A 24,160-nucleotide genomic window follows, 5' to 3' on the forward strand; every position below is an offset into this window, starting at 1 on the left:
TCAAATTTCGGCAACTTCGATCCGGGCGTGCTGACGCCGCAGCAAACGCTGGGGCTGGTTCCGTTCAACATTCCCAGCTTTTCGTTCCGGGACAACGTGGCCCTGTTCAGCATCGACATCGCGCCCGGCGCGCCGCCTGGCACGCAAACGCTGGACGTGGTGCTGCAGGACGCGGCCGGCAATTTCTCCGACACGGTCAGCATCGCCTTCCTGATCGACCAGGTGGTGGCGGTGCCGGAACCGGCCACGCTGGCCATCATGCTGGCCGGCCTGCCGCTGTTGCTGCGTCGCCGCCCGCTCACCAATCACGGAGGCCATCATGGCTAGCAAACCCCAGCTCATCACGGGCAGCGCCACGGTGCTGAACACCGGCGAGGAAATCATCGTCTCGCTCACCATCGCCAACACCGGCGCCGAAGCCGCGCTGAACGTCTACCTGACCGGCGCCACCCTGGGTGCGGCGCGCCGCATCAGCCCGCAGAATTTTCCCGTGTACATCGGCAACCTGCAACGCGAAGGCAGCGGCAGCATCGGCACGCGCTTCAGCAACACCGGCCTGGCGCCCGGCCAGCAATACCTGCTGACCTTGCGCGGCACCTACCAGGCCGGCGGCACGCTGGGCTTTGTGGTCAACCGCTACCTGCGGATACCCGAACCGGCGCCGTACGCCTCGCCGCGCCTGCGCTCTCATGTGAACGTGCTGCTGAACAACGCCACCTGGACCTACACCATCTTCAACGACGAGCCGCTGGGCAGCCCGCTGTACATCGCCGCCTTCCACCTCGACATCGTGGCGCCCGCCACCGTCACCGGCACGCCGCCCGGCTGGCAGTCCGAGTCCGACCTGATGACCTATGTCGGCTGGATTTCCGAGAACGCCCACGTCGGCCCGCAGCAATCGCTGGGCGGCTTCGAGATCCAGAGTCCGACCGGGCGCTTCGAGTCCACTGCCTACAGCCTGATTTCCTGGGACCACACCCTCAACGACGCCGGCCCGGTGGGGCTGGACACGGTGCTGTCGCCATCCAGGGCACGACCGCGCGCAACTGCCTGTGCAACAACCGCGTCTACGACTCCGACCTGGCCTGCTGTACGCCCAGCGGCGTGGTGCAGAAGCATCCGATCGCCAAGCTGGCGGACTGTCCGGCCCGCACCGCCAACCTGGCGCATACCTGCACGCCCAACGGTTGCGGCGCGGCCGGCTCGTGGGTGTCGCCGCCGCAAAGCTACTTCGGCGTCAGCTTCGTACCGGCCTGCGACACCCACGACTGCTGCTACGACAAGTGCAACCAGAACAAGGCCGCCTGCGATACCGCCTTCCTCACCAACCTCAACGCCATCTGCACGGCCGCCTTTCCCGGCACCGGCAACATCCAAAGCATCAAGCGTGGCGGCTGCCTGCCGCAGGCTAAGACCTATTACAACGCCGTCCCCTCCTACGGCCAGAGCGCCTATGACGACGCCCAGAAACTCTCGTGCGACTGCTGCACGCCCGAGAACTGCCGTACCTGCGCCGGCGGCGCTTGCGGCGCCTTCCCGGCCTGCGCCGGCGGCGGCAACTGCGTGTGCTTCACCACGCCCAACGGCTCGGGCGTCTGCGTCCACGGCAACACGCCGTGCGCCGGCCTGCCCACCTGCAGCTCCAACGACGATTGCCCGCCGGGATACGGCTGCGCCGGCTCCAACTGCTGCGGCGGCACGGCGCTGTGCGGACCGCTGTGCTCCGACCTGACGCCGTCGTCGATCATCTCGCCGTTTGCCGGCGCCAAACGTTACGACGGACCTACCTTGGGAGGAAAACGATAATGGACGCGCTCGCGATATTGTTCACGGTACTGCGCCTGCTGCTGGCCGGCGTGCTGCTGATGGCCGCCGCCGGCAAGCTGCTGCACCGGCAGGCCCACGTTCAAACGCTAGCGGCGTTTGGCGTGCCGGCCGCGCTGCGTCCGTCGCTGGCGTGGCTGATGCCGGCGAGCGAGCTGGCCATCGCCCTGATGCTGACGCTGGCGGTGCCCACCTGGTGGGGCGCCTTCGCCGGCGGCGCGCTCGGGAGTTGGCATAGGCAGTATCAGGGCCTGGTCCCCATCGCCGTGGTCTTGCGCGTCGATGCCGGTCAACTGCATCGGCCACGGGCCGCCGACGCCTGCATCACCCTGCTGCAGGAGGACCGGCAGGTATCCGGCAGTTACGACGCGCTGGTGACGCCGAGCGCGGTGCTGGTGTCGTCCGAGGGAACCATCGCATCGCATCTGGCGCTCGGTTCAAAAGAGATATACGATCTGCTGCTATCAACCGTGCCGCAGATCTATGAAAACCGCGAAATCGCCGCATGACTATCTGCTTCGGGCAAGCCGGCTGCTATTGGCGGCCGGCGCTTGCCTGCATCTGGTCACGGCGATTTTTCTCGGCGACGGCAACGCCGCCTTCCGCGCAGCGCTGTGCACCTGGTCGTTGACGCCCTACCTGCTGTTGGCGCTAGTGCTGCGGCGCGGCGGCGCTGGCATCTGCCTGCTGGTCGGCGCGGTGCTGATGCTGCTGGTCGATGCGGCTACCTTCTGGTCGGTATTCGTGGCGCCGCAAAGCTCAACCGCTGCGTTGGGCCTGCTGTTCGCGCCGCTGCTCAACCTGTTCTGCATCGCGCCTTTGTCGCTTGCCGCCGAGGCGTGGCTGGGCCGCAAGCGCGCTTGAAGCTTGATGCCCTGGCTGTCAGAAGCGCGCCTTGACGCGCACACCCACCGTGCGCGGACGAATCATGTAAAGATTGTCGCCCGGCTGAATCGCGATGGTGTTGGTGGTGACGTCGCTGATCTTCGCACCGTTGGTGAGGTTGGCGCCGAACAGGCCGATTTCATACTTGCCGTTCTTGTACACTGCCGTCGCATTCACCGTGTTCGACGAAGGAATACGCGAGTAGCTGCCCTGCGACGCGGCGAAGTTGGTGTACGCCTCGCCACGGTGCGCCAGGTTGGCCGACAACGCGACTTCTTCGCCAACGCCCAGCGGGATGCTGTAGTTGACCACGGCGGTGGCGGCAAACTTCGGCGAATACGGCACGCGCGCATCTTCCGGAATGTTCTGGGCGGCGATGCCGGTCACCACTTTCTCGGCGGCGTAGGCATGGTTGAAGGTGGCGCTCACACCAATCGATGCCTGGCGCGAAATCTTGAAGAAGGTCTCCAGCTCCACACCTTCGCTGCGGATCTTGCCGGCGTTCTGCGTGAAGTAGTAGGTGCACGGCAGCTTGTTAAACACCTGCACATCCTTCCACTTGATCAGATAAGCGCTGGCGTTGAAGATCACGCGGCGATCGAACAGCGTGTTCTTGGAGCCGGCTTCGAAGTTCCACAGGCTGTCCGGTGCAAAGGTGGACGGCGCGTTCTGGCCGCAGAAGTCGAACGGCACCGGCTGGTTGTTGCCGCCGTAGCGGAAGCCCTTGCCGGCCGACGCATACAGCGTATGGTCCTCGTCCAGGCGGTAGGCGGCGGCGAAGCGCGGATTGGCGCCCTTCGAGGTTTCGCTACTGTTGCTGGTCTCCGGAATGCTGCTCTGCGGCTTGGCCGGCGTGGAGTTGAACAGGTTGCCGAACAGGCCGCTGAACTTGAGGTCGAAGTCCTGCGTGCCACGGAACAGGCGCAGGCCGGCGGTCAGGTCCAGCTTGTCCCACACGGTGTAGGTGGCTTCGGCAAACACTGCGGCTTCTTTCGAATCGATGTTCTGCGTGCCTGAGAAGTAATCGTCCGGCGTGAACGCATTGTCGTTGAGCTGTGAGTTATAGCCGGGGAAGTTCTTGGCGATGGCGAAGCGCGCGTCGAAGCCGGGCGTCGGCTGGTCCTGGCGCAGATCGCGCTTGCCCTGCGTGTAGAAGGCGCCGGCGGTCCACTTCAACGGGCCGCCCACTTTCGATTGCAGGCGGAACTCCTGGGCGAAATTGGTGATCTTGTTGCCGATGACGTAGGACGATGCGATCAGCGGCGACTGGCCGCCGAAGATAAAGGCGGTGGCCTTGTACTGGCCGGAATTGATGTACAGCGTGTCGCGGTGCAGATAGGAGGTGGACGACACCAGGTTTGCCACGCCCGCATCGTAGTTCAGCGTCAGGTTGTACAGCTGCAGGCTGTCCTTGCTGGCCTGCTGGATCAGCGAGGTGGTGGTGTACAGCGCCAGTCCCGAGTAGGCATCGTTGATGCCGCCTTTGATGTTGGAGGCGGTCACGCTGGCGTCGATCAGCAGGTCCGGCGTGGCGCGCAGGCGCGCGGCGATGCGGCCCTGGTTGGTGGAGACGTCGTTGTCGGTCTTGCCGTTGGCCTGGTTGAGGACGTAGCCGGAATCGTTGCCGGTGTAGCCGGTGACGCGCAGCGCCAGCGTATCGTTCTTCACCGGCACGTTGACCGTGGCGCGCAGATTGTGGTTGCCGCCGCCGAACTTGGAGGTTTGCGAACCGACCGCTTCCACAGAGCCGAAGAAGTCGTTGAACTCGGGCTTCTGCGTAATCTGGCGCACCGTGCCGGCCATGGCGCCGGCGCCGTACAGCGTGCCTTGCGGGCCTTGCAGCACTTCGATGCGCTCCAGGTCGAGCACTTTCAGGTCGGGGTTGCTCGATTTGAGCGTGACCGGCATCTCATCGATGTACACCGCCACCAGCGAGGCGTCCTGTACTTCCGATGGCACGATGCCGCGCACCACCAGCCCGCGTATCGTGATGTTATTGACGCCGGCGCCCTGCTCCTGCAGCGACAAGGCCGGCACCAGGTTGGCGATATCGCCCAGGTTGCCCTGGCCGTATTTGGTCAGGCTGTCCGGCTTGATGACGGTGATCGCCGCCGGCACCTGCTGCACGTCGACCGCGCCGGTGCGGGTGGCGGTCACTTCCACTTTCTCGATCTTGTCGGAGGCGTTGTCCTGCGCGTGCGCCGCCGCGAATGCACCGGCAATCGCCAGTCCCATCAAATGCTTGTTCATCCAGTTCCTTCAGCCATGTTTTTAGTAGATTGCAAAAAAGTATATCAACTAAAAAACGACTGATAGCGAAGATAAACGAGTTTGCTTATAAGGAATCCAGAAAAGCGTCCATCGCCTTGGTCGGACGGCCGTCCTCACCCCAGGCGCTGAGTTCGTAATGACTCCAGCTGCGCGCGCCTTGCGGCTCCCAGTAGATCACGCCCAGGCCTTTGCCGCCGGGCACCGCACGCACCTTCCGCTGCACGGCCATCAGCATGTCGTAGGTGTTTTGCGGCTTGCCGTCCTCGCCGCCGACCTCAACCACCATCACCTCCTTGCCGTAGCGCGCCACCATGTCGTTCAGGTTGTTGGCGAGGTCGTCGATGGACAGCGTGTAGTCGGGACGGCCGTCCAGCCAGTACGGATAGTAGGACAGGCCGATCACGTCGTAGCGCGCGTCGTTGGCTTTGGCGTTGTCGAACCAGGTGCGGAACCAGGCGTTGTCGTTGCCGCGATCCAGGTGAAGGATCACCTTGGAGGTCGGGCTGACCGCCTTCACGGCGTCGTAGCCCTGGTTGAACAGCTGCGCCAGCTGCGGCCAGTTGTCGGTATGGCCTTCCGGGTACATCATGCCGGTGCGCGTTTCATTGCCAACCTGCACCCACTCCGGCGTCACGCCGGCCGCCTTGAGGGCGCTCATCACCTCATGGGTGTGGCCGTAGACATCCTTCAGCAACTGCGGAAAATCGTGCTTGGTCCAGGCGACCGGCTTGCGCTGCTGCTGTGGATCAGCCCAGCTGTCGCTGTAGTGGAAGTTGATCATCACGCGCATGCCCATCTTGTGCGCGCGCACCGCCATGGCGACGGTTTCCTCTTTGCTGTTGTGGCCGCTGGCCTTGTCGTTGGACGGGTTGACCCAGGTGCGCAAGCGCACGGTATTGATGCCGTGGTCCTTGAGGATCTGCAGCAAATCCTGCTCCTTGCCCTGCTTGTTGCGGAACTTGTAGCCGGTGGCTTCCATCTGCTGGAGCCAGCCGATATCGGCGCCTTTCACGAAGGAATCGGCATGGGCGGCGGCCGTGGCGGCCATCATCAATAGGGCAAGGAGTAGTTTTTTCATGCCGCCATGCTAGCCCAAAGCGGCCGCGTGCAGGCATGAGGAAAATAGCGCAAGCCATGCCCTTTCGATATGGCCGCGCCCCCTGCGGCATTTGCCGGTAAGATAGCTGCCCATGACGACCAAACAACGCCCCATCGACCCGCTGCAGCAACGCCTGGGCAAACCAGCCGATGGCTGGCGCGCGCGCCTGTACGCCATCATCTTCGAATCCGATACCCGCACCGGCCGGGCGTTCGACCTGGCGCTGATCGGCGCCATCCTGCTCAGCGTGCTGGTGATCGTGCTGAGCAGCGTGCAGCCGATCGCCGCCCGTTACGGCGAATGGCTGCATGCCGCCGAGTGGTTCTTCACCATCCTGTTCACGATCGAATATGTGGCGCGCTGCCTGTGCGTGCAGCGGCCGGTGATGTATGCGCGCAGCTTCTTCGGCATCATCGACATCATGTCCATCCTGCCCAGCTATGTGTCGCTGTTCATTCCGGGCGCGCACGTCATCATGGGCGTGCGCATCTTGCGGCTGCTGCGTATCTTCCGCATCCTCAAGCTGACCTTGTACATCGAGGAATACGGCATGCTGGGCGACGCCCTGATGGCGAGCCGGCGCAAGATCTTCATCTTCCTGTCGGTGGTGTTCCTGATCGTGTTCCTGCTGGGCACTGTCATGTACGTGGTGGAAGGGCCGGAGCACGGCTACACCAGCATCCCCACTGCCGTGTACTGGGCGATTTCGACCATGACCACGGTCGGCTTCGGCGACCTGGTGCCCAAAACCGACATCGGCCGCACCATCGCCTCCTTCATGATGCTGCTGGGCTGGGGCATCCTGGCCGTCCCGACCGGTATCATCAGCTCCGAAATCAGCCACCGGCGCGGCCTGCGCCCTCTCTCCCCGCGCGCCTGCCCAGCCTGCCTCACCATCGGCCACGAACCCGACGCCCGCTACTGCAAGGACTGCTCCGCCCCTCTAGCTGTTGCGAAGTGCGAATGATGCGAGGACGCGCGACTTTAGTATCAGCGATAAACCGAGCACAAGCATCACGACAGCAATGACGCCATCGATGTGCATGCTGGCGGCGGACAGGCGGGCTGACTGACCGGACAATATGAGCATGCTCAGCAAGGACAGGTAGTTGGCGACAGGCGTCAGCGCTTTCAACGCGATGATCAGCAGGCCGGTGGCGATGAAGGCGATGGCGGCAATGTCGCCGGCCGCCGGACTGGCGACGCGATCCGCCGTGGCCTTCGGCAGGATTCTATTGGCGACAGCAAGCGGGAACATCCAGAGCAGCACGGCCGCCACGACGTACATGGCAGCGACAGCGTAGGAAATTGCGCCATTGTCCTGCACGCCGCGCTGCACCGCGTAGCTGACCAGCACAATCTGGCCAGCCGTCAGCAACAGCCACAAGGCAAACAAACGCAATACCAGCGCGAAAAATTGATGGGGCGTGAACATAGTGATTCTATCCATTGAAGTGGTTGCCACCGCGATCGGCGGCGGCAACCGGGGAGAGACTTAGAACTTCAGAACAAAGCCGGCATAACCGCCGTACGAATTGGAACCATTGCAGTTGTCGCTGCTCTGGCAAGCCATGTTCCAGTAGTACAGCGCATGGTTGTTCGCGCCATTCATGCTGACGGCACTATCGCTGATGGTATTGTTGTTGATGGTGCCAACCGTCGCGTACAGGCTGAAGTACTTGTTCCAGTCGTAGTTGACGCCGGTGGCGAACAGATTGCTCTTCTTGCCGCTCACCTCCTGCTTCAGATGGAAAGCCGCGCCCAGCAAGGTCAACTTCTCGGTGGCCTTGTAGTTGATCCCCAGCCAGGTCTGCTCGGCCTTGTTGTCCCACTTGGCGGTGGTCGCGTAGCCGGCCTGCGGCGCCGTCACGCGGTTGTAGCCGGCGAACAGTTTGGCCTTGCCCAGATCGTAGGAACCGCCGAACAGCACTTCCTTGGTGAACTTCCATTCGCCCTGGCTGCCGAGACCGTACACGGTGCCTCCGGTGTAGCGGCCATACTGGTCCGCCAGCTGGTCGGCAATCAGGCGCAGATTCAGTCCGCCCTGGGTGTAGGAGACGGAAACGCCATCACCGCTGCCGCGCTTGGCATCATCGATGGCGCCGCCGGCCATGTGCATATAACTCGCCTGCAGACCGGAATAGACCGGCGTGGTGTATTGCAGCGTGTTCGGGCCGATGCCCCAGTTGCGGCCGCCCACCAGCGTGTTCAGGCCGATCCACTGGTGCGCCATCGGGTCGACATAGTAGGCATCGTTGGCGATCCACATGTGATTGCCGACGGTCAGTTCACCAAATTTTTCGTGCGACACACCAACGTTGGAGCGACGGTTGAACAAGGTGCCGTTGTTATTGCTTTGGCCATCGTTGCTGCCGAAGCCGCTCTCCAGATGGGCGACGCCGTTCCAGCCGTCGGTGAGCGGCGTCTTCAAGGTCAGGCCCCAGTACGAGGTGCCCCATTGGTTGGACGCCACCTGCACACGGCTACCCTGCATGCCGGAGTTCATGATGTTGCTGGTGTAGTCGATGCCGGCCACCACGCGGGCGTATGGCGTAATCTCTACTTCACCGATCTTCAGCGTATCGTAGGCGCTGGCGGAGTTGAATGCGGCGGCAATGGCGACTGCCAGGAACAGTTTAGATTTGGTCATGATTTTCCTCTGATATGAATGCCCGGGCTTACTTGCCGGCGAGCGAAATTTTTTGGGTCAATGGATTGGCTTCCACGCTCATCGCCGATGACGGGCTGACGCTGAAGCTGTATGCGCCAGGCTGCAACACCCAGCGACGCTTGCTGGTGGCGTCCCAGTAGCTCAGGTACTTGGCGGGAATCTGGATGCTGACGGTGGCGCTTTGGCCGGCAGCCAAGGCCACTTTCTTCCAGCCCACCAGGCGCTTCGGCGGCTGCGTGTTGCCCGGCGTGCCGGCCGGCAGCGCCGCGTACACCTGGGCGATCTCACTGCCGGCACGGGCGCCACTGTTGCTCAGCTTGAAGCTGACGGTGACGTTCTGCTCGGCGTCGGCGGCCGCCTTCACATCCGCGTAGTCAAACGTGGTGTAGGACAGGCCGTGGCCGAAAGCGAACATGGGTTTGATCTGCTTGGCGTCATACCACTTGTAGCCGAGCCACAGCTTTTCCGTGTAGTTGACCGCACGCATTGCTGCAACGACAGCAGCCCCCATCTGCGACTCGAACAGAGGCACCAATGCACGCGGCGCCACCGTCTGGCCGATCAGCGCGGCCACATTGGCCGGTAACTTCGGCTGCGGCAAGTCCGCTTCGCTGACAGGGAAAGTGACCGGCAGCTTGCCCGATGGGTTGACGTCGCCGGACAAGATATCGGCAATCGCCTGCGCTCCCTGGATGCCCGGATACCATGCTTCCAGAATCGCATGTACCTGGCCCACCCACGGCATCAACACCGGACCACCGGTTTCCAGCACCACCACCGTGCGCTTGGCCTTGGCGGCTACTGCGGAAATCAACGCATCCTGGTCGTACTCAGCATTGAAAGCATCGGTGGCTGGCGTCGGCAACGCCAGCGTTTTGTTGTCCACGCCTTCGGTCTGCCAGGCGATGGCAAACACAATCGCCACATCGGCCTGCGCGGCGCCGTTGGCGGCGGCAGCGGTGTCCAGCCCGCTGTAGAACGTCACTGTCGCGCCAGGGAACTTCTTGCGGATCTGGTCCAGCGGCACCGAGTGATACCAGTTGGCGCAGCTGCCGAATAAGGCGTCCGGCGCTTGCGGGCAGGTGGTGTCGGCTGTGCCGTTGATCGGCGCGTTGCCGCCCGAGCCGCCACCCGCGATCACGCCCTTGTCGGCATGGGCGCCGATGACCGCGATGCTCTTCACCGATGCGGCCGCCAACGGCAGGACTGGCGCGGCATCGCCAGCAGCCACGCGGTTTTGCAGCAGCACCATCGACTCGCGCGCCACTTTCAAGGCATCGAGATTGCCATTGACCTCATCGACCTTGCCACCGGAGGTCGGCGGTTTATCCATGACGCCCAGCTGGATCATGGTGCGCAGCTTGCGGCGCACCATGTCGTCCAGACGCGACATCGGCACCTGGCCGCTGGCCACTGCGCTGGTTAGCGCGTTGATGTAGTACGGCGTGCCGACGATGAACTTCATCAGCTCCGGCACTTTCTGGTCGTCGCTGGTCTGGCTCGGCTGTTCCTCGTCCAGGCCGGCATTGGCCGACGCCACCGTGCTGTTGTTCGCGCCCCAGTCCGACTGCACGATGCCTTTGAAGCCCCATTCATTCTTGAGCCAGCCCAGCATTTGCGAGTGCTCGCAGGAATAGCTGCCGTTCACCTGATTGAAGGCGCACATCACATTGCCCGGCTTGCCCTTCTGCACCGCGATCTCAAAGCCCAGCAACTCGGTCTCGCGCATGCTCTGCTCGTCGATGACCGAATTTGAGATGTAGCGGTTGGTTTCGTAGTTGTTGAAGGCGAAGTGCTTGACGGTGGAAATCACCTGCTGCGCCTGTACACCGATGGTCCGGCTGGCGACCAGCTCGCCGGCCAGGATGGGATCTTCGCCCAGGTTTTCGAAGGTGCGGCCATCGCGCGGATCGCGCGCCAGATTGATGCCGCCGCCCAGGGCTTCACCGAAGCCCAGCGCGCGCGTCTCGATGCCGATGCGGCGGCCGAATAGTTCGGACAGGTCCGTATCCCAGCTGGCGGCCACCGCAATGGTGCTCGGCAGCGACGTGGCGTTCGAGTTCACCAGATTGACGCCGCTGGAGGCGTCAACCAGGTTCAAGGTCGGAATGCCCAGTTCGGGCAGGCCCATGATCGCGCCGGCGCCCGGTAGCACGCCGGCCGGGCGCATGTTGTAGCCGTAGCCGATCAAGGTGCCGTCCAGCGACACGTAGCCGACGCCGTGCACCATCTGGATTTTTTGCGACAAGCTCATGGTCGCAATGATCTTGTTGGCGCGGTCATCGGCAATCTGGTCCGATGTCAGTTGGCCGGTGGTTGCGACGGTTTGCGAGTCGTTGGTGGCGCTGGACGCGCCTCCGCCGCTGCAGCCCGCCAGCAGGAGCATGGCAAGGCTGGCGACAGCACTGGCCACCCCTGACAGTCTGGTGGATTTCATCGTGTTGAATCTCCTATTGTTTTGTTGTGCGAGTAGTCGCGTTTTCCCGGCTGGAGTGCCGGAAATTCTGATGGCGCGGCCCAGCGCCGGTCTTGCATGGCGCTTGGGCAGCGGTAGTAAAAGGGGAATTAGTTGCGGCGGAACTTCAGTCCGTAATACAGCACGAAGGCATAGCAGACGGCGGGGATCAGGAAGGACGCCTGCAAGCCGACGCTATCGGCCAGGAAGCCCTGGGCAAACGGCACGATGGCGCCGCCGACGATAGCCATGCACAGCAGCCCGGAACCGCGTCCCGTCTGCGGGCCAAGCTGGTGCAAGGCCATGCTGAAAATAACCGGGAACATGATCGAGTTGCATAAGCCGACCGCGAGGATGGACCACATGGCCGGCGCGCCGCTGCTGAACACGGAGAACAGGATCAGCGCCATGGAACAGGCGGCGCTCACCGCCAGCGCCTTGCCCGGCGCCACCGAACGCATCACCGCCACGCCGATGAAGCGCCCCACCATCGCGCCGCCCCAGTACAGGCTGACGTAGTGCGCCGCCTGCTCCGCCGACAAGCCGGCAATGCGCGGCTCGCCCATGTAATTGATCAGGAAGCTGCCGATGCTGACCTCCGCCCCGACGTACATGAAGATGCCCACCGCGCCCAGCACCAATCGGCGCTGCGCGAACAGCGAGCCCTGTGCAGGCTGCGCCTGGTCTACCGCCTCGACGATGCGCGGCAGGCGTGCCACCGCAAACAATGCGGCCAGCATCAGCAATGCCAGCGCCAGGTACAGGTATGGCCCTTGGACGGAAGCGATCTGGTGGCTGCGATACACACTTTGATCGACCAGCGGCAGACGGCCCAGCTCTTCGGCGGTCAACACGCCGGCCCCCAGGATCAGCATGCCGCCCAGTACAGGCGCCAGCGTGGTGCCCAGCGAGTTGAAGGCTTGCGTCAGCGTCAGCCGGCGCGAGGCGCTGGCAGGATCGCCCAGCACGGTGACATAGGGATTGGCCGCCACCTGCAAGATGGTGATGCCGCAGGCAAGGATAAAGAAAGCCGCCAGGAACATGGCGTAGCCGCTGGAAGCGGCCGGATAGAACATGGCACAACCGGCGGCGGCGGTCACCAGTCCCACCACCACGCCGCGCTGATAGCCAATGCGCCGCACCAGCACGCCCGCCGGCAGCGAAGCGATGAAGTAGGCGCCAAAGAAGCAGAACTGCACCAGCATGGCCTGCACATACGTCAGGGTGTAGATCGCTTTCAGGTGCGGAATCAACACATCGTTCAGCGAGGTCAGCAGCCCCCACATGAAGAACAGGATGGTGACGATGGTCAACGGCACGGTGTTGCCGGTTGCCCCAGGCGCAGCCATTGAGGCGAGCTGCGGCCGCGAGTAATTCTCCATGCATGTCTCCGTCATATTGTTTTAGTGTTATTCCAGTGTATTGGCCTACGCACAAATGCGAATCGGGCTGGAGGCGGATTTGCGCACCGCCTCCAGGCGGATTGGAGAGTCCGCCTCTGCGCGATATGATGGCGGTCATCAACTGCACTCAGACGCAGCCTTCCCCTCTCGGGCAGCCCCTTGCTGCCCTCCATCTGGACACGACGTTGGCGCACACTCAAACCACAAACAACCGCTCCTGGTTGAAGAAATCGCTACGCGCCTTGTTGCAATGGCGCCACAGCCTGTTCTGGACCATTGTGCCGGCCATGTTCCTGACGTCCAGCGCGACCTGGCTGACGATGGATTTCATTGCCACCGTGTCGGAAGACAGCCGGCTGCGCGCGTCATTGGCCCCTGCGCAACTCAGGCCGGCACTGGAACAGGCCTTGCGAGCAACGATGCCGCTGCTGGAGTCGAAGAAGCTGACATCGCCGGGATGCGTGGACGTGCTGGAACTACTGGCCGAGCGCGCCATGACGCCGCCGATGGGCGACCGCACCGGAGACACCAATCCCAACGGCTTTCTGCGTGCGGCCCAAACCGGGCGGTTTGTGATCACGATGCGAACGGCGGACGGCAGCACCTGCCAGTTCGCCGCCGACCAGGTGCTACCCGCATTACAACAGCAGATGCGCGCACCGGGCGATGGCGGAATAATCGAGCAGCCGGATGGCTGGCTCAGCATCACCGTGGTCCGTGCCAGGGAACCCGGCATGCCGGAGCTGAAGGTCGGCGTCCACATCCTCTCGCCGTGGGCGAAACTCAAGGAGCCCCGGCAATTCCGGATTCCACTGGCCCTGTTCATCCTGAGCCTGAACCTGGCGGTGGCGCTGGTGCTGCTGGCCTTGCTGATCCGCCGGATCGAACGCGCCAACCGGGCCGCCTACGCCTGGACCCATGGCGATCTCACCACCCGCATCAACGACCAGGGCAAGGACGAGCTGTCGCGGCTTACCCAGCAATTCGACACCATGGCCGATGCGATGGCCGGCGTGATCGAAGTCAAACAGGCGCTGGCCGCCGCCGAGGAACGCAACCGCCTGGCACGTGACCTGCACGACACCGCCAAGCAAAGGGCATTCGCGTTGAACCTGCAGTTGACGGCATTGCGCGAAATGCACCGCCCCGACGCCGCCAGCGCCAAGCTGGTCGATGCGTCCTTGTCGCTCACCTACCAGCTGCAGCAAGACCTCACCGGCATCATCCGCCGCCTGGCCGCGCCCACCATCGCGGAATCCGGCTTCCGGCATGTGCTGACGGAAGGCATTGAAGCTTTTCTGGCGGGCAGCCAGATCGCATGGTCGATCACGCTGAGCGAGGCGTTTGAAGCGGCACTGGACCCGGCTCCGGAAGTATCGCGGCAGCTGTTCCTCATTTCCATGGAGGCCGTCGCCAACGTTCTCAAGCACGCCAAGGGATGCATGCAATGCACGCTCGAAGGCGAGCAGCGCGGCGCGGTCTACACCTGGCGTATCACCGACAACGGCGAAGGCGTGCTGCCGGCGGCGCTGGGCGCCCAAGGCATGGGCCTGGCCAATATGAAGCTTCGCGCCGACGGCCTGAACCAGGGAAGCCTTGACATCGCCACCGGGCTTGCCGGCGGCACCATCATTTCTGTAACGTTCGAATTATAAAAATCATGACATCAAGCGTACTACTGGTCGACGATCACGACATCGTGCGGCAAGGCATGGCGGCCCTGCTCGGCACCACCGGCGACTTCGCCATCATCGGCGAAGCCGGCGACGGCAAGGGCGCCATCGAACTGGCGCGGGATCTGGCGCCGGACCTCATCATGCTCGACCTGCTGATGCCCGGCATGGACAGCGTGACCGCGATCCGCTCCTTGCGCACGGTCAGTCCGAGCAGCAAAGTCGTCATCCTGACGTCATCCGAAGACGACGACCTGGCGTTCTCCGCGATTGAATCCGGGGCGCATGGCTTCCTGCTGAAATCCATGTCCGGCACCGAGCTGCTGCAGGCAATCCGGCGCATCGTCTGCGACGAAGTGGTGATCCATCCGGCGATCACGCAACGCATCCTGAAAGCCGTGCGCACCATCCGCCAGCCGGAGGTCAACCCGTTTGCGCCACTGAGCGACCGCGAGCTCGACATCCTGCGCGTACTGGCCGAAGGCGCCAGCAACGCCCGCCTTGCGGAGACGTTCTCGATCAGCGTCAAGACCATCAAATCCCACGTCAGCAGCATCCTCTCCAAACTGCACCTGGCCGACCGCACCGAAGCCGTAGCCTTCGCCTGGCGCCACGGCCTGATGAACGACGAAAACCTCTAAACTCAACTCCCCCGGTGCGCCCAGCCGGTGGTGCGTTTTTCGACGATGGCGAACAGTTCATACATGGCCATGGCCATCGCGCCGATCACCATCAGGCCGGCGAAGGCCAGCGGCATTTTCATCGACGAGCCTGCCGACACCAGCAGGTAGCCGATGCCCTCGTTGGAAGCGTTCATTTCCGATACGGTGGAACCGACGAAGGCCAGCGTGATCGCCACCTTCAGCGAAGCGAAGAAGTAGGGCAGGGAACGCGGCAGGCCCACCTTCAGCAGCACGTCCATGCGGCGTGCGCCCAGCACCCGCAGCACATCCTCCAGCTCCGGCTCCAGCGTCGCCAGCCCGGTCGCGATATTGACCATGATGGGGAAGAAGGAAATCAGGAAGGCCGTCAGGATGGCCGGCCCGGCGCCGATGCCGAACCACACCACCAGGATCGGCACGAAGGCCGCCTTGGGCAAGGCGTTGAACGCCGTCATCAGCGGATAGACGGCGGCGTAGATCAGCGGCGAGGAGCCAATCAGGAAGCCCAGCCCCACGCCAACCACCACGGCAATGCCGAAGCCAACCATGGTGACCCAATAGGTGCGCCAAGCATGCTCGGCTATCGGCCCAGCGTACTCCACCAGCGCCTGGAAGATCGCATACGGACTGGGGAAGATAAATTCGGAAATGGAAAACACGCTGCAGATAATCTGCCACACGATCAGTATGGCGATCAGCAACATCCACGGCGCGAAACTTTTGACGGCTTTTTTATTCATGCTAAATCCTGTAATGGTCAGCTGCTGCGCACGCGACCGATATGCCCGCGCAATTCATGCACGAGCTCGTTGAACGGTTCGGTGTAGGTCAGTTCCAGCTCGCGCGGCTGCGCCAGCGGATTTTCCTTGCGGGCGACGATGCGGCCCGGCCGCTTGCTCATCACGTAGATGGTGTCGGCCAGGAACGCGGCCTCGCGCAAATCGTGCGTGACAAGAATCACGTTGAACTTGCGCTCGGTCCACAGGTCGCGCAGCACGCACCACAGCTCCTCGCGCGTGAAGGCGTCCAGCGCACCGAAGGGTTCGTCCAGCAGCAGCATCTTGGGCTCATGGATCAGCGCGCGGCAAATCGAGGCGCGCTGCTGCATGCCGCCCGACAGCTCCCACGGATACTTGTCGGCGTAGCCGTCCAGCCCGACCGTCTTGAGCAGCGCCAGCGCGCGTTCCACATACTTGGCACGATCGCGCTTGAAGTTGCCACGATACGGTTCGACGATCTCCAGCGGCAGCAACACGTTGTCGAGCGTGGTGCGCCACGGCAGCAGGGTCGGCGCCTGGAACGCCATGCCGACGAACTTCAGCGGCCCGGTCACCAACTGGCCATCGATGCTGACCCGGCCGCTGGTCGGCGCCTTGAGGCCGGTGGCCAGTTTCATGAAGGTGGACTTGCCGCAGCCGGACGGACCGACAATGGCAATGAACTCGCCCGGCTTGGTCTGCAGCGTAATGTCTTCCACCGCGAACTCGCTGTCGTTGTAGGCGAGGAAGACTTTCTGGAAATCGACGAATAATTCAGTCATGGTTTACTTTGGAAAGACGGTCAGCTCGGGTTTGGACGGCAGGAAGGAACCGTCCCACACGGCCTTGGCATCGACGCGGTTCTTGGTGGCGTAGGTATCGGACACTTGCGAGGCCATCAGCGCCAGGCGGGCCGGCGAGGTCTGGCCGAAACCTTCGGCGCGCGCATTCGGCGTGGCGACGGCGTCGGCGATCGCCATCTTCAGGCGGCGCAGTTCCAGCTTCTCGTCGATCAGGCCGTCGCGTTCCTTGATCGCCTTGACCGCCGCTTCCGGATTGGCCATCACATCCTTGGCCGCCTTGGCGAAGGCGCGCAGGAAGCCTTTCACCGCTTGCGGATTCTGCTTGGCGAAGGCGTCGGAAACGATGATGGCGTTGCCGTACAGTTTGACGCCGTAGTTAGGGTACTGCATCAGCACCACGTCCTCGTCCTTGACGCCACGGGCGTTCAGGTTCAGCAGCGAGGTGAAGGTGAAGCCGGTGATGGCATCGACATCGCCGCGCATCAGCATGGTCTCGCGCAGCGGCGGGTCCATGCTGACCCAGGTCGACTTGGTGACGTCCAGCTGGTTGGCCTTGGCGAAGATCGGATAGGCGCGGCGGCCGGCGTCGAACACGGGCGAGCCGAGCTTCTTGCCGATCAGGTCGGCGGGCTTGGTGATGCCGGATTTCTTCAGGGAGATGATGGCGGCGGGCGTGTCGTTGTACACCATCATCACCGCCACCGGCTTGCTGGGCGCGGTTGGATTGTTCGCAGTGAATTCCATCAGCGCCGCCATGTCGGCAAAGCCCATCTCGTAGGTACCGGACGCCACGCGGTTCACCGCGTTACCCGAACCGCTGCCGGCATCGATGCTCACGTCCAGCTTCTCGGCTGCAAAGTAGCCCTTGCTCTTGGCCACCAGGAAGAAGGCCGACGGGCCCTCGAAGCGCCAATCGAGCTGGAACTTGATCTTGGTGTCCTGCGCCATGGCAGGCAGGGACAACATGCAGAGGGCGAGGCTGGCGGCGATGGTCGCTTTGATTTTCATGTGTTTCCTTGGTGTGGTGGTTTAGATTTTTCCCAGCGCCGACCGCAGGTCGAAACGCTGTGGCGGACGGTCCAGCAAGCGGCAGGCGCACTGGCCCAGGTGATGCGACATTTCCTGCTGGGCCTTGGCGTGATTCTTCTTTTCCAGCGCGTCGAGCACGGCGGCGTGTTCATCGAACGAGCACGGCTGCTGGCCGCTGGGATTGGTGGCGGAAATCAGCAAGGTGGTGCGCGAGACCAGTCGGCGCAGCGACTCCACCACCAGCGAATTGCCGGCCAACTTGGCCAGTTCGATGTGGAATTCGGCGGACAATCGTATCCACTGCGAGCGGTCGCCGCGCATGTAGGCGTCGCGCTCGCGGGCCACCAGCGCGCGCAGTTCGGCAAAGTCGGACTTACGTGATTTATCGATGAGCTTTTGCATCACCAGCGCCTCCAGCGCCTGGCGCAGCTCGAACATCTCGTGGGCTTCCTCGTCGCTGGGGCTGGCGATGTAGGCGCCGCGATTGCGTTCGATATCGACCAGGCCATCGGCGGCCAGCTTGGCCAGCACGCGCCGCACGCTGTGGCGCGCAAGGCCGTAGATCTCGCCCAGTCCCTCCTCGGTCAGCTTGGTGCCGGCCGGCAGCCGGTGCTCCATGATCGCGTCATAGATTTCCAGGTACATCCGGTCTTCAGGGGGATCGTCCTTGCGGGCGGCGACGGCGACGAGTTTGGGCGTGGGCATGTTGCAGGTCAGAGATTGGATATCCCAAACTCAGCAACAAGTGTGCCAACTACTTAATATGATTGTCGACAATCCGTTTACAGGTTGTCGACGGTTTTGTGTACAAACCGGGGCGTGAAATAGCCCCAATTTGATGCGGACACGCACCAAGAACTAGCGATGTATGAGCTTTAGCACGTCCTCTTTGGAGAATCGCCCATCTAGCCAAGTCGCGGCCCCTGGTGCAGCGGCGGCGATCACATCGGCCGCCAAGCGAGTTTGACCGCCCAGAGCCAAGCATCGGGCTTGGGCTATCCGGGCGGCATCCAGATAAAAACTGTCGTTAGTCAGTTCAGCCTGCTCGCCGCAGGCCGCAAATGCCTGTGCGGCCTCCGCATAGTTCGCCAAGCGATACTCGATGTAGCCTTTTTCGAATAAGTAAGGCTGATAGTCAGGGGAGATTCTTAGCGCCTCGGTCGCCGCTATGTTCGCCTGAGGAAGATTCCCGTCCATTTCATGAACGTGAGCCAGTTTGCCCCATGCGGCAGCATCCTCTGGCGCGTCGGTTACCCACTGCTCGGCAAGACGCAAGGCTGTTGCTTGATCTTCATCTTCAACAGCCCGATCAATATCGATCGCATAGTTCATTTTTCTTTCCTTGTGACACGATTTCCGCCACATCTTTCGCTAACCTGGCCCCGCATGCATTGATCCATTGTAGCGCCGTGCAGCCCCCTTTGCCGATCCGGTGACGCGAACCAGGTCCGGCATCGTTTACTTGCCATATCCCACTCTCGTTCACATCTGGTCACGGTATCCAGTCCTCATTAACGCGAATTCGTCAACGTGCCGCCGAAAGCGGTAGAATGACGGGTTACGCTCGGAGGCCGTTTGAGCCGCCGCAAAACCAGACTTATCGCTTCACCTAAAGAACCAATGACCACCGTCCCCAACGAAATCAACGCCGCCGCCGTCAAGAACAGCCCCACCGAAAAGCTCACCCCGATGATGCAGCAGTATTCGCGACTATTAAAGTAAGCCTTATAGAATAAGGTCTTCTGCGAATTGACGAGGACGTAGTCCCCTTATGGGTCACTTGGAAGAATATTTGTCGCACTCCGTGGAATGCCGGCATCCTGAAGATGAAGCAGTCACAGGACTCTACAGTCCAGAAATATCTCATGCAAGATTTTTTTCCCTAACCTGAAAATTTTGCCAGATGAGGCTCTGCACCAAAGCGTGATATCACGTTGCATAAAGGCAGCGTAGGCTCTCCTCTCCCCGTCAGAAACGACCAGTTGTCTGACTGCTTGAAATCCTCCCCCAACCTCGTGTATTCTATTTGTGTGCCGTCTGGGCCGAACCTGCCGCCGGGTTAAATCAGACTGTTTCACATATCGATACTTGCCCCTTCAATCTAAGGCTGGCGCGTAATCGGCGGACGCCGGTCATTAAATTGATTGGAGGTATTTATGTCATCCGTTTTGCTTCGTAAGGAGCATCTTGCTGAAGTTAAAAAAGCACTTCGCGAGGAGTTCCCTGAAGTTGGCTCATCTCATTTGAGCGAAGCATTAGCTGCCGCCTTAGGGTTTGGCACGTATGCGTCACTGATCCATGCACTGGAGTCCAGCACCGACCAGGACTATGCATTACTGATCGATGAGGATTTTGATGAGCGTTTGCGTAAGCTGGGCCACGAGCCTGACTTGGCATTCGGATTTGAATCGATGGACTTGCCCGTATTGCGCAGTACCACCTGCCGTCATGCTCACGGCATCCACTACAAGAGTCTGCGTGATAAGGCGTATCGCAACATCGTTGTCGCGGCTGTCAATGAAGGCATCAAGCGCAAACTGTTCACGCTGGCCCCCGACGATAACCGTTGGCCTGGTTGGACTGGGCCCCACGCACGCGACAGCCGCACTTCGATCCGATTTGAATTCACATTGCCGAACGGGCTCCACGCGTTGGCATATGCGTCGGATGCTGGATATGCCGAGCTAGCGATTAACGTCGCCATATGTCCTACAGTGAAGGGGGTCGAGTGGGTTTCAAATTACCTAGCCGGATTCAAAGCAGGCGATGCGTTTGCAGCATCATGGCTGGAACGGGAGCGCGGTGCTTGGATCCAATCGGCGACAGACAGCTTCAAATGTAAGACCGCATTGCTAAACCAATTAGCGTCACTGAAAATCCGGCCGGCAGGCTTTGGCGACCGTGGACGCGTGATCATGTAACAGGTCTAAACGAGCGCCAGATCGCGTCCTCCAAGCTACTTGGCGGACACGATCTGACGTGAAGTTTGGCGATGCAAGAATGCGGCCAGATACCTACGCTTTGAAAATTTGAACAAATCATGATTAGTCATCGTACTCAGCACTCCCTCGCCCAGTTTCTTTCACACCAAGAAGCCGCAGTTTCAGTAGTCCTGTTGGGAAAATACGGCGCGCAGCATCTCAACTTACATGCAGACATGCTACTCATGGATCTAATCCGGACTCTTCGAGATCTAGACAACCGGACTCTCCTGATGGTTATTCAAGAAATCGTCGCAACGCAAGGGACGTTGAGAACTAAGGTAAATCCCAAATACGTCTTTGACGAACGCCTGTATGACCTCACCCAGTGCTTGATTCTGGATGGCTACATAATCGATGGAAAAAGACTGATTACGGCCGATCCATCGATTGTTGATGGACAACCGGTCGAGGACGATTTGATTTCTGCGCTGCGCACATGCGGGGCGCCGCGCCGAGAGCAAATTATTGCCAAGATCAATGATTCATCGGCGGCGTTCAGGTCAAGTCCTCCAGACTACAACGCCGCGCTCGTGAATGCGCGTGTCGCACTTGAGACGTTGGCCGCAGATGTTGCGCAAGATGTCCATGCGCAGTTGTCTTCACCTGAGGCTTACAATCCGGCGAAGTGGGGAGAGGTTGTAACGTTCCTGAGGAAGGCTGGAGAAATCACGCAAGAAGAAGAGAGAGGGTTAGCCGGTGTATTTGGTTTTTTGAGCCCAGGCGCTCATCGCCCCGTAGGCATTTCCGAAGCGCAGATGACCAGGCTTGGGCGCTCGTTTGCGTTGAATATGTGCTGGTTCCTGCTTCAAAACAGACTTGCTCATCGTACGTAATACCAAAGTTCAAGTTCATGCTCTAGGATCCCCCTCCCTACCACGACACGTCCAGACTCGATGAAAAAAGGTATAAATAGTTTCCTTTCAAAGACAGCTCCATACTTGCACTGGCTTGTTCTGCTAGTTGCGATCCTCATTGCCGCCAGCACTTGGATAGCCTGGTCGAGTTTTGGGGCCCTGTACGTGCGCAGTCTGCTGTTGAGCTCAGCTGCATCAACTGCAGTCACCAGCAAGGTTGCAGAAACTCCGACGCTAGCTAGCGATGTGATTGCAGCTACTACGGCGCAAACACTCACTGAATTCGGTCAGGTGGGTGACTCCTTTGGCGGCCTTAATGCTCTTCTTACGGCATTTGCCGGCGCCTTTGTGTTTTGGGCAGGCTTCATGCAACACCAAGCGCTTAAAGAGGCCCGTCAAGAGGCAGAACGGGAGCGCGACTACCGCCGTAAGCAAGAGTTTGAATCATTGCTTTTCCAACTCTTGTCCCTATGCGCTGTAGCAGCTGAGAAAGTACACCGAAAGACTAGTCAAACGTCTTCAGTAGACAACGGGGTCAGACGTGGGTCACGAGCACTGGACAGCTATGCCGCCAGCATCTACTCGAAGGTTAACCCGGAGCAAGTTGGAGCAACGCCGGACAAGGTGCTAAAAAAACTGATCACGACGTTCTATACAACGGCATATGATCGGAATCCATCCGCGTTTGGTCCCTATTACCGAATGCTCCTTCAGGTCTTTCGTCATATAGTCGACTCGGGTTTGAGTGAGAAAGCTCAACAACGCTATGCGAGCATCGCTAGAGGTCAAATTAGCGAAGGAGCCGTGTTGCTGCTAGCTTTGTATGGATTATCAAAGGCAGGTCGTGAATTTCACCCATTGATTGAAAAATTTAACCTACTCACTCACATCCACCGCAGACATTTCAAAGCATATTCAACTGCGTTGCTCTTGGGCTACCGCGCTACCGCTTTCAACGGAACGGAAGGCGTACCGAACGCGTCAGATCGCAATCAGCCAACTCCCCTGCTGCTTCAGGATAATTATTTCGATGATATAGAAGCAGATCGAGAGAAGGCTGACGCTGTAGCTGACTTCGACAGCGGCTACGATCCAAATAGTCCTACGGACGAATAATCCGATTAGCGCATACACACTAAAGGGCCAGAGACGAGTTTCTCCGGGCTGTACCGCTTTACCACCATCATTTGCCAACACCTCGGGCCAGCGTTACAAATTTAAGAATCGACTTAGAGGACTCGCGGTTAAGGCATCGATAGTTTGCTTTTCAGCTCGATGCATGCGTATCGTTCTTCTAATCGCTATTGGAGATGTCAATCCGCGCGACTGGATCTCGTATTTTCGGAGCGACCTTCGTACTTGCTTATCCGGTTCGCGTGTTCTCATTGATCCCGATACAAATTTAGGCTGGAATATCAAGCTCACAAACGTTGCAGACTACTCCATTGTTGTACTCATTAATATCCATGACTCCTTCACCACAACCTGGGCAACGTTGACCAGACATTTGGCAGGGTGACCCGGCCACAAACTCAGTGCCTAAAACTGCCTGACTGATAACAGCCTCAAGCGGCGCATAATTGCCCGCATCAGCAGATGATAATGCGTCAAAATAGGGTCGCCTATCCTCAACGACAACCCTCCGCGTCTGATTCAATAGTTCTCGTGCCTGTTGCGCAAGAAGAAATCGGGCAATACGGCCATTACCATCTAAGAATGGATGGATGCTAACAAGCCGATGATGAAACTCGCTCATGGCAACAATCTTGCTAGCAACGGATGCTTTCTTAAGGCTATCAAATTTGCCCTCCCAGCCCTCTAACAATTCCTGAAGCAAATTAGGGACATCTTCAGGAGGAGGTGGTTTGAATGATGCCGTGGCTAAAGTCGTACCACGTCCACCAATCCAGACCTGACTTGTTCGTAAAACACCCACTTGGGTGCCAGGAGGAGCATCAAACAAAAGTGCGCGATGCAACACACAGATTGCATTGACTGAAAGTTCTTTAATCGAAGAAAAGGATGAAACTGCAGGTTCGATTATTGCCTTATTGCTGGGAGCAGAAAGGTTGGTAAGCATTGAGTGAGTTTGCTTAACCTGATGAGCCACGTCACCAAATGACGTGGTTACATCGGACAAAGAGTCAATACGCTTGCCAATTTCACGAATGATCATGAGTCCCTGTGCTTGGAGCATATCAGCGAAAGACCTATTCCATTGTGAAAAGAAGCTAAGCTGCTCCTCTTTCGACATGCCTATGTCTAAATATTCCAACCGCGCGCCATAGCCAGATGGGCTGTCAAGTATGGAGCGAAGACGTTCCAAGTGATAAATAATCGACCTATGTCCAAGTGCATCGGCTTGTTTTGTTAGAACATCCCGCTCCCCCGGCGTCAAAGACTGATTAGTCAAAAAGACAATTCCATCAACCGAGTTACTTGTAACTCCCTTTAGATCGCTAATGAATTTTGATTTAGTATCACTAAACGCTTTATCACTTACTGGGAAGTATGCTGCGGCGACATAGCGCCAGTTATTTTTCTCGCAGAGAACGTCCTTGATACCATCAGGCCCCCCTAGGGGACATTGTGGATCGACCGATGAAAAGCCTTCAATATGCAAAATCGTAGCAGACAGACGCTCGGCGCCAATCTGGTCGCCTCGCCAGAACTTGAGCAATAGTTCAGTATTCGTCATGGTCAATAGAATAATATTTCAGAATTAGTTTAACCGCCTGCACTCCGTCCAAGTGCAACTAATCGTGTGATCATTGTCACGCTAATTGGCA

Annotated in this window: 23 protein-coding genes; 10 read left to right on the top strand and 13 right to left on the bottom strand. The window is 60.1% G+C overall.

The window, feature by feature from the left end; translation table 11 throughout:
* The first annotated feature begins 27 nt into the window (after nucleotides 1-27).
* Complete coding sequence (locus ACXZ1M_RS05810) at nucleotides 28-327, top strand: PEP-CTERM sorting domain-containing protein (RefSeq protein WP_459052238.1); 300 nt, start codon at nucleotides 28-30, stop codon at nucleotides 325-327.
* On the opposite strand, the gene ACXZ1M_RS05815 is transcribed toward ACXZ1M_RS05810, so the two are convergent.
* On the bottom strand, nucleotides 299-691 hold the full coding sequence (locus tag ACXZ1M_RS05815) for a hypothetical protein (RefSeq protein ID WP_459052239.1): 393 nt from the start codon (nucleotides 689-691) through the stop codon (nucleotides 299-301). The genes ACXZ1M_RS05810 and ACXZ1M_RS05815 overlap by 29 nt on opposite strands.
* Before the next feature lie 416 nt (nucleotides 692-1,107).
* Here ACXZ1M_RS05815 and ACXZ1M_RS05820 point away from each other — a divergent pair, with 416 nt between their 5' ends.
* The 3 genes from ACXZ1M_RS05820 to ACXZ1M_RS05830 are packed head-to-tail and all read left to right on the top strand — an operon-like array spanning nucleotide 1,108 to nucleotide 2,688.
* On the top strand, nucleotides 1,108-1,806 hold the full coding sequence (locus ACXZ1M_RS05820; protein WP_459052240.1) for a hypothetical protein: 699 nt from the start codon (nucleotides 1,108-1,110) through the stop codon (nucleotides 1,804-1,806).
* On the top strand, nucleotides 1,806-2,333 hold the full coding sequence (locus tag ACXZ1M_RS05825; RefSeq protein ID WP_459052241.1) for a MauE/DoxX family redox-associated membrane protein: 528 nt from the start codon (nucleotides 1,806-1,808) through the stop codon (nucleotides 2,331-2,333). Before ACXZ1M_RS05820 ends, ACXZ1M_RS05825 begins: the two co-directional genes overlap by 1 nt.
* Nucleotides 2,308-2,688 carry a hypothetical protein gene (locus ACXZ1M_RS05830; protein ID WP_459052242.1) on the top strand — a complete coding sequence of 127 codons (381 nt, stop codon included), beginning with the start codon at nucleotides 2,308-2,310 and terminating at the stop codon, nucleotides 2,686-2,688. Before ACXZ1M_RS05825 ends, ACXZ1M_RS05830 begins: the two co-directional genes overlap by 26 nt.
* Nucleotides 2,689-2,706: 18 nt before the next feature.
* Here ACXZ1M_RS05830 and ACXZ1M_RS05835 read toward each other — a convergent pair whose 3' ends face one another.
* Nucleotides 2,707-4,959, bottom strand: coding sequence for a TonB-dependent receptor (locus ACXZ1M_RS05835; protein WP_459052243.1), 2,253 nt, complete (start codon nucleotides 4,957-4,959; stop codon nucleotides 2,707-2,709).
* 85 nt (nucleotides 4,960-5,044) lie between these two features.
* On the bottom strand, nucleotides 5,045-6,058 hold the full coding sequence (locus ACXZ1M_RS05840; RefSeq protein ID WP_459052244.1) for a glycoside hydrolase family 53 protein: 1,014 nt from the start codon (nucleotides 6,056-6,058) through the stop codon (nucleotides 5,045-5,047).
* Nucleotides 6,059-6,170: 112 nt separating this feature from the next.
* Between ACXZ1M_RS05840 and ACXZ1M_RS05845 the strand changes: the two genes are divergently transcribed.
* A complete protein-coding gene (locus ACXZ1M_RS05845; RefSeq protein ID WP_459052245.1) occupies nucleotides 6,171-7,046 on the top strand; it encodes an ion transporter in 876 nt (291 codons plus the stop codon).
* Here the strand turns inward: ACXZ1M_RS05845 and ACXZ1M_RS05850 are convergent.
* The 4 genes from ACXZ1M_RS05850 to ACXZ1M_RS05865 form a co-directional block, all read right to left on the bottom strand.
* Nucleotides 7,023-7,514: a hypothetical protein gene (locus ACXZ1M_RS05850; protein ID WP_459052246.1), complete on the bottom strand. Its 492-nt coding sequence runs from the start codon at nucleotides 7,512-7,514 to the stop codon at nucleotides 7,023-7,025. The two genes, ACXZ1M_RS05845 and ACXZ1M_RS05850, sit on opposite strands and share 24 nt — an antisense overlap.
* A 60-nt stretch (nucleotides 7,515-7,574) precedes the next feature.
* The gene (locus tag ACXZ1M_RS05855; protein ID WP_459052247.1) at nucleotides 7,575-8,729 is read right to left on the bottom strand and encodes a porin; all 1,155 of its coding nucleotides are present in this window, start codon (nucleotides 8,727-8,729) and stop codon (nucleotides 7,575-7,577) included.
* Nucleotides 8,730-8,757: 28 nt separating this feature from the next.
* Nucleotides 8,758-11,187, bottom strand: a complete 2,430-nt coding sequence (locus tag ACXZ1M_RS05860; protein WP_459052248.1) for a glycoside hydrolase family 3 C-terminal domain-containing protein — start codon at nucleotides 11,185-11,187, stop codon at nucleotides 8,758-8,760.
* A gap of 128 nt (nucleotides 11,188-11,315) precedes the next feature.
* Entirely contained in the window at nucleotides 11,316-12,587 is a 1,272-nt protein-coding gene (locus tag ACXZ1M_RS05865; RefSeq protein ID WP_459052249.1) for a sugar MFS transporter, read from the bottom strand.
* Nucleotides 12,588-12,829: 242 nt separating this feature from the next.
* On the opposite strand from ACXZ1M_RS05865, the gene ACXZ1M_RS05870 reads away from it, so the two are divergent.
* Entirely contained in the window at nucleotides 12,830-14,263 is a 1,434-nt protein-coding gene (locus ACXZ1M_RS05870; protein ID WP_459052250.1) for a sensor histidine kinase, read from the top strand.
* A gap of 5 nt (nucleotides 14,264-14,268) precedes the next feature.
* Nucleotides 14,269-14,922 carry a response regulator gene (locus ACXZ1M_RS05875; protein WP_459052251.1) on the top strand — a complete coding sequence of 218 codons (654 nt, stop codon included), beginning with the start codon at nucleotides 14,269-14,271 and terminating at the stop codon, nucleotides 14,920-14,922.
* 2 nt (nucleotides 14,923-14,924) lie between these two features.
* Here the strand turns inward: ACXZ1M_RS05875 and ACXZ1M_RS05880 are convergent, their stop codons facing one another.
* The 5 genes from ACXZ1M_RS05880 to ACXZ1M_RS05900 form a co-directional block, all read right to left on the bottom strand.
* Nucleotides 14,925-15,683, bottom strand: coding sequence for an ABC transporter permease (locus ACXZ1M_RS05880; protein ID WP_459052252.1), 759 nt, complete (start codon nucleotides 15,681-15,683; stop codon nucleotides 14,925-14,927).
* Between the two features lie 17 nt (nucleotides 15,684-15,700).
* Nucleotides 15,701-16,483 (bottom strand): ABC transporter ATP-binding protein, encoded by a 783-nt coding sequence (locus ACXZ1M_RS05885; RefSeq protein ID WP_459052253.1) that lies wholly within the window; start codon nucleotides 16,481-16,483, stop codon nucleotides 15,701-15,703.
* A gap of 3 nt (nucleotides 16,484-16,486) precedes the next feature.
* Nucleotides 16,487-17,512, bottom strand: coding sequence for an ABC transporter substrate-binding protein (locus ACXZ1M_RS05890; RefSeq protein WP_459052254.1), 1,026 nt, complete (start codon nucleotides 17,510-17,512; stop codon nucleotides 16,487-16,489).
* A gap of 21 nt (nucleotides 17,513-17,533) precedes the next feature.
* A complete protein-coding gene (locus ACXZ1M_RS05895) occupies nucleotides 17,534-18,238 on the bottom strand; it encodes a GntR family transcriptional regulator (protein ID WP_459052255.1) in 705 nt (234 codons plus the stop codon).
* Nucleotides 18,239-18,391: 153 nt separating this feature from the next.
* On the bottom strand, nucleotides 18,392-18,865 hold the full coding sequence (locus ACXZ1M_RS05900; RefSeq protein ID WP_459052256.1) for a tetratricopeptide repeat protein: 474 nt from the start codon (nucleotides 18,863-18,865) through the stop codon (nucleotides 18,392-18,394).
* An 824-nt stretch (nucleotides 18,866-19,689) separates the two neighbouring features.
* On the opposite strand from ACXZ1M_RS05900, the gene ACXZ1M_RS05905 reads away from it, so the two are divergent.
* The 3 genes from ACXZ1M_RS05905 (at nucleotide 19,690) to ACXZ1M_RS05915 (ending at nucleotide 22,487) form a co-directional block, all read left to right on the top strand.
* Nucleotides 19,690-20,454: a hypothetical protein gene (locus ACXZ1M_RS05905; RefSeq protein ID WP_459052257.1), complete on the top strand. Its 765-nt coding sequence runs from the start codon at nucleotides 19,690-19,692 to the stop codon at nucleotides 20,452-20,454.
* Nucleotides 20,455-20,573: 119 nt separating this feature from the next.
* Nucleotides 20,574-21,350 (top strand): hypothetical protein, encoded by a 777-nt coding sequence (locus tag ACXZ1M_RS05910; protein ID WP_459052258.1) that lies wholly within the window; start codon nucleotides 20,574-20,576, stop codon nucleotides 21,348-21,350.
* 60 nt (nucleotides 21,351-21,410) lie between these two features.
* On the top strand, nucleotides 21,411-22,487 hold the full coding sequence (locus ACXZ1M_RS05915) for a putative phage abortive infection protein (protein ID WP_459052259.1): 1,077 nt from the start codon (nucleotides 21,411-21,413) through the stop codon (nucleotides 22,485-22,487).
* Nucleotides 22,488-22,773: 286 nt separating this feature from the next.
* Here the strand turns inward: ACXZ1M_RS05915 and ACXZ1M_RS05920 are convergent, their stop codons facing one another.
* Entirely contained in the window at nucleotides 22,774-24,069 is a 1,296-nt protein-coding gene (locus ACXZ1M_RS05920) for a Fic family protein (RefSeq protein ID WP_459052260.1), read from the bottom strand.
* Between the last annotated feature and the right edge of the window lie 91 nt (nucleotides 24,070-24,160).

This window comes from Duganella paludis (assembly GCF_054461335.1).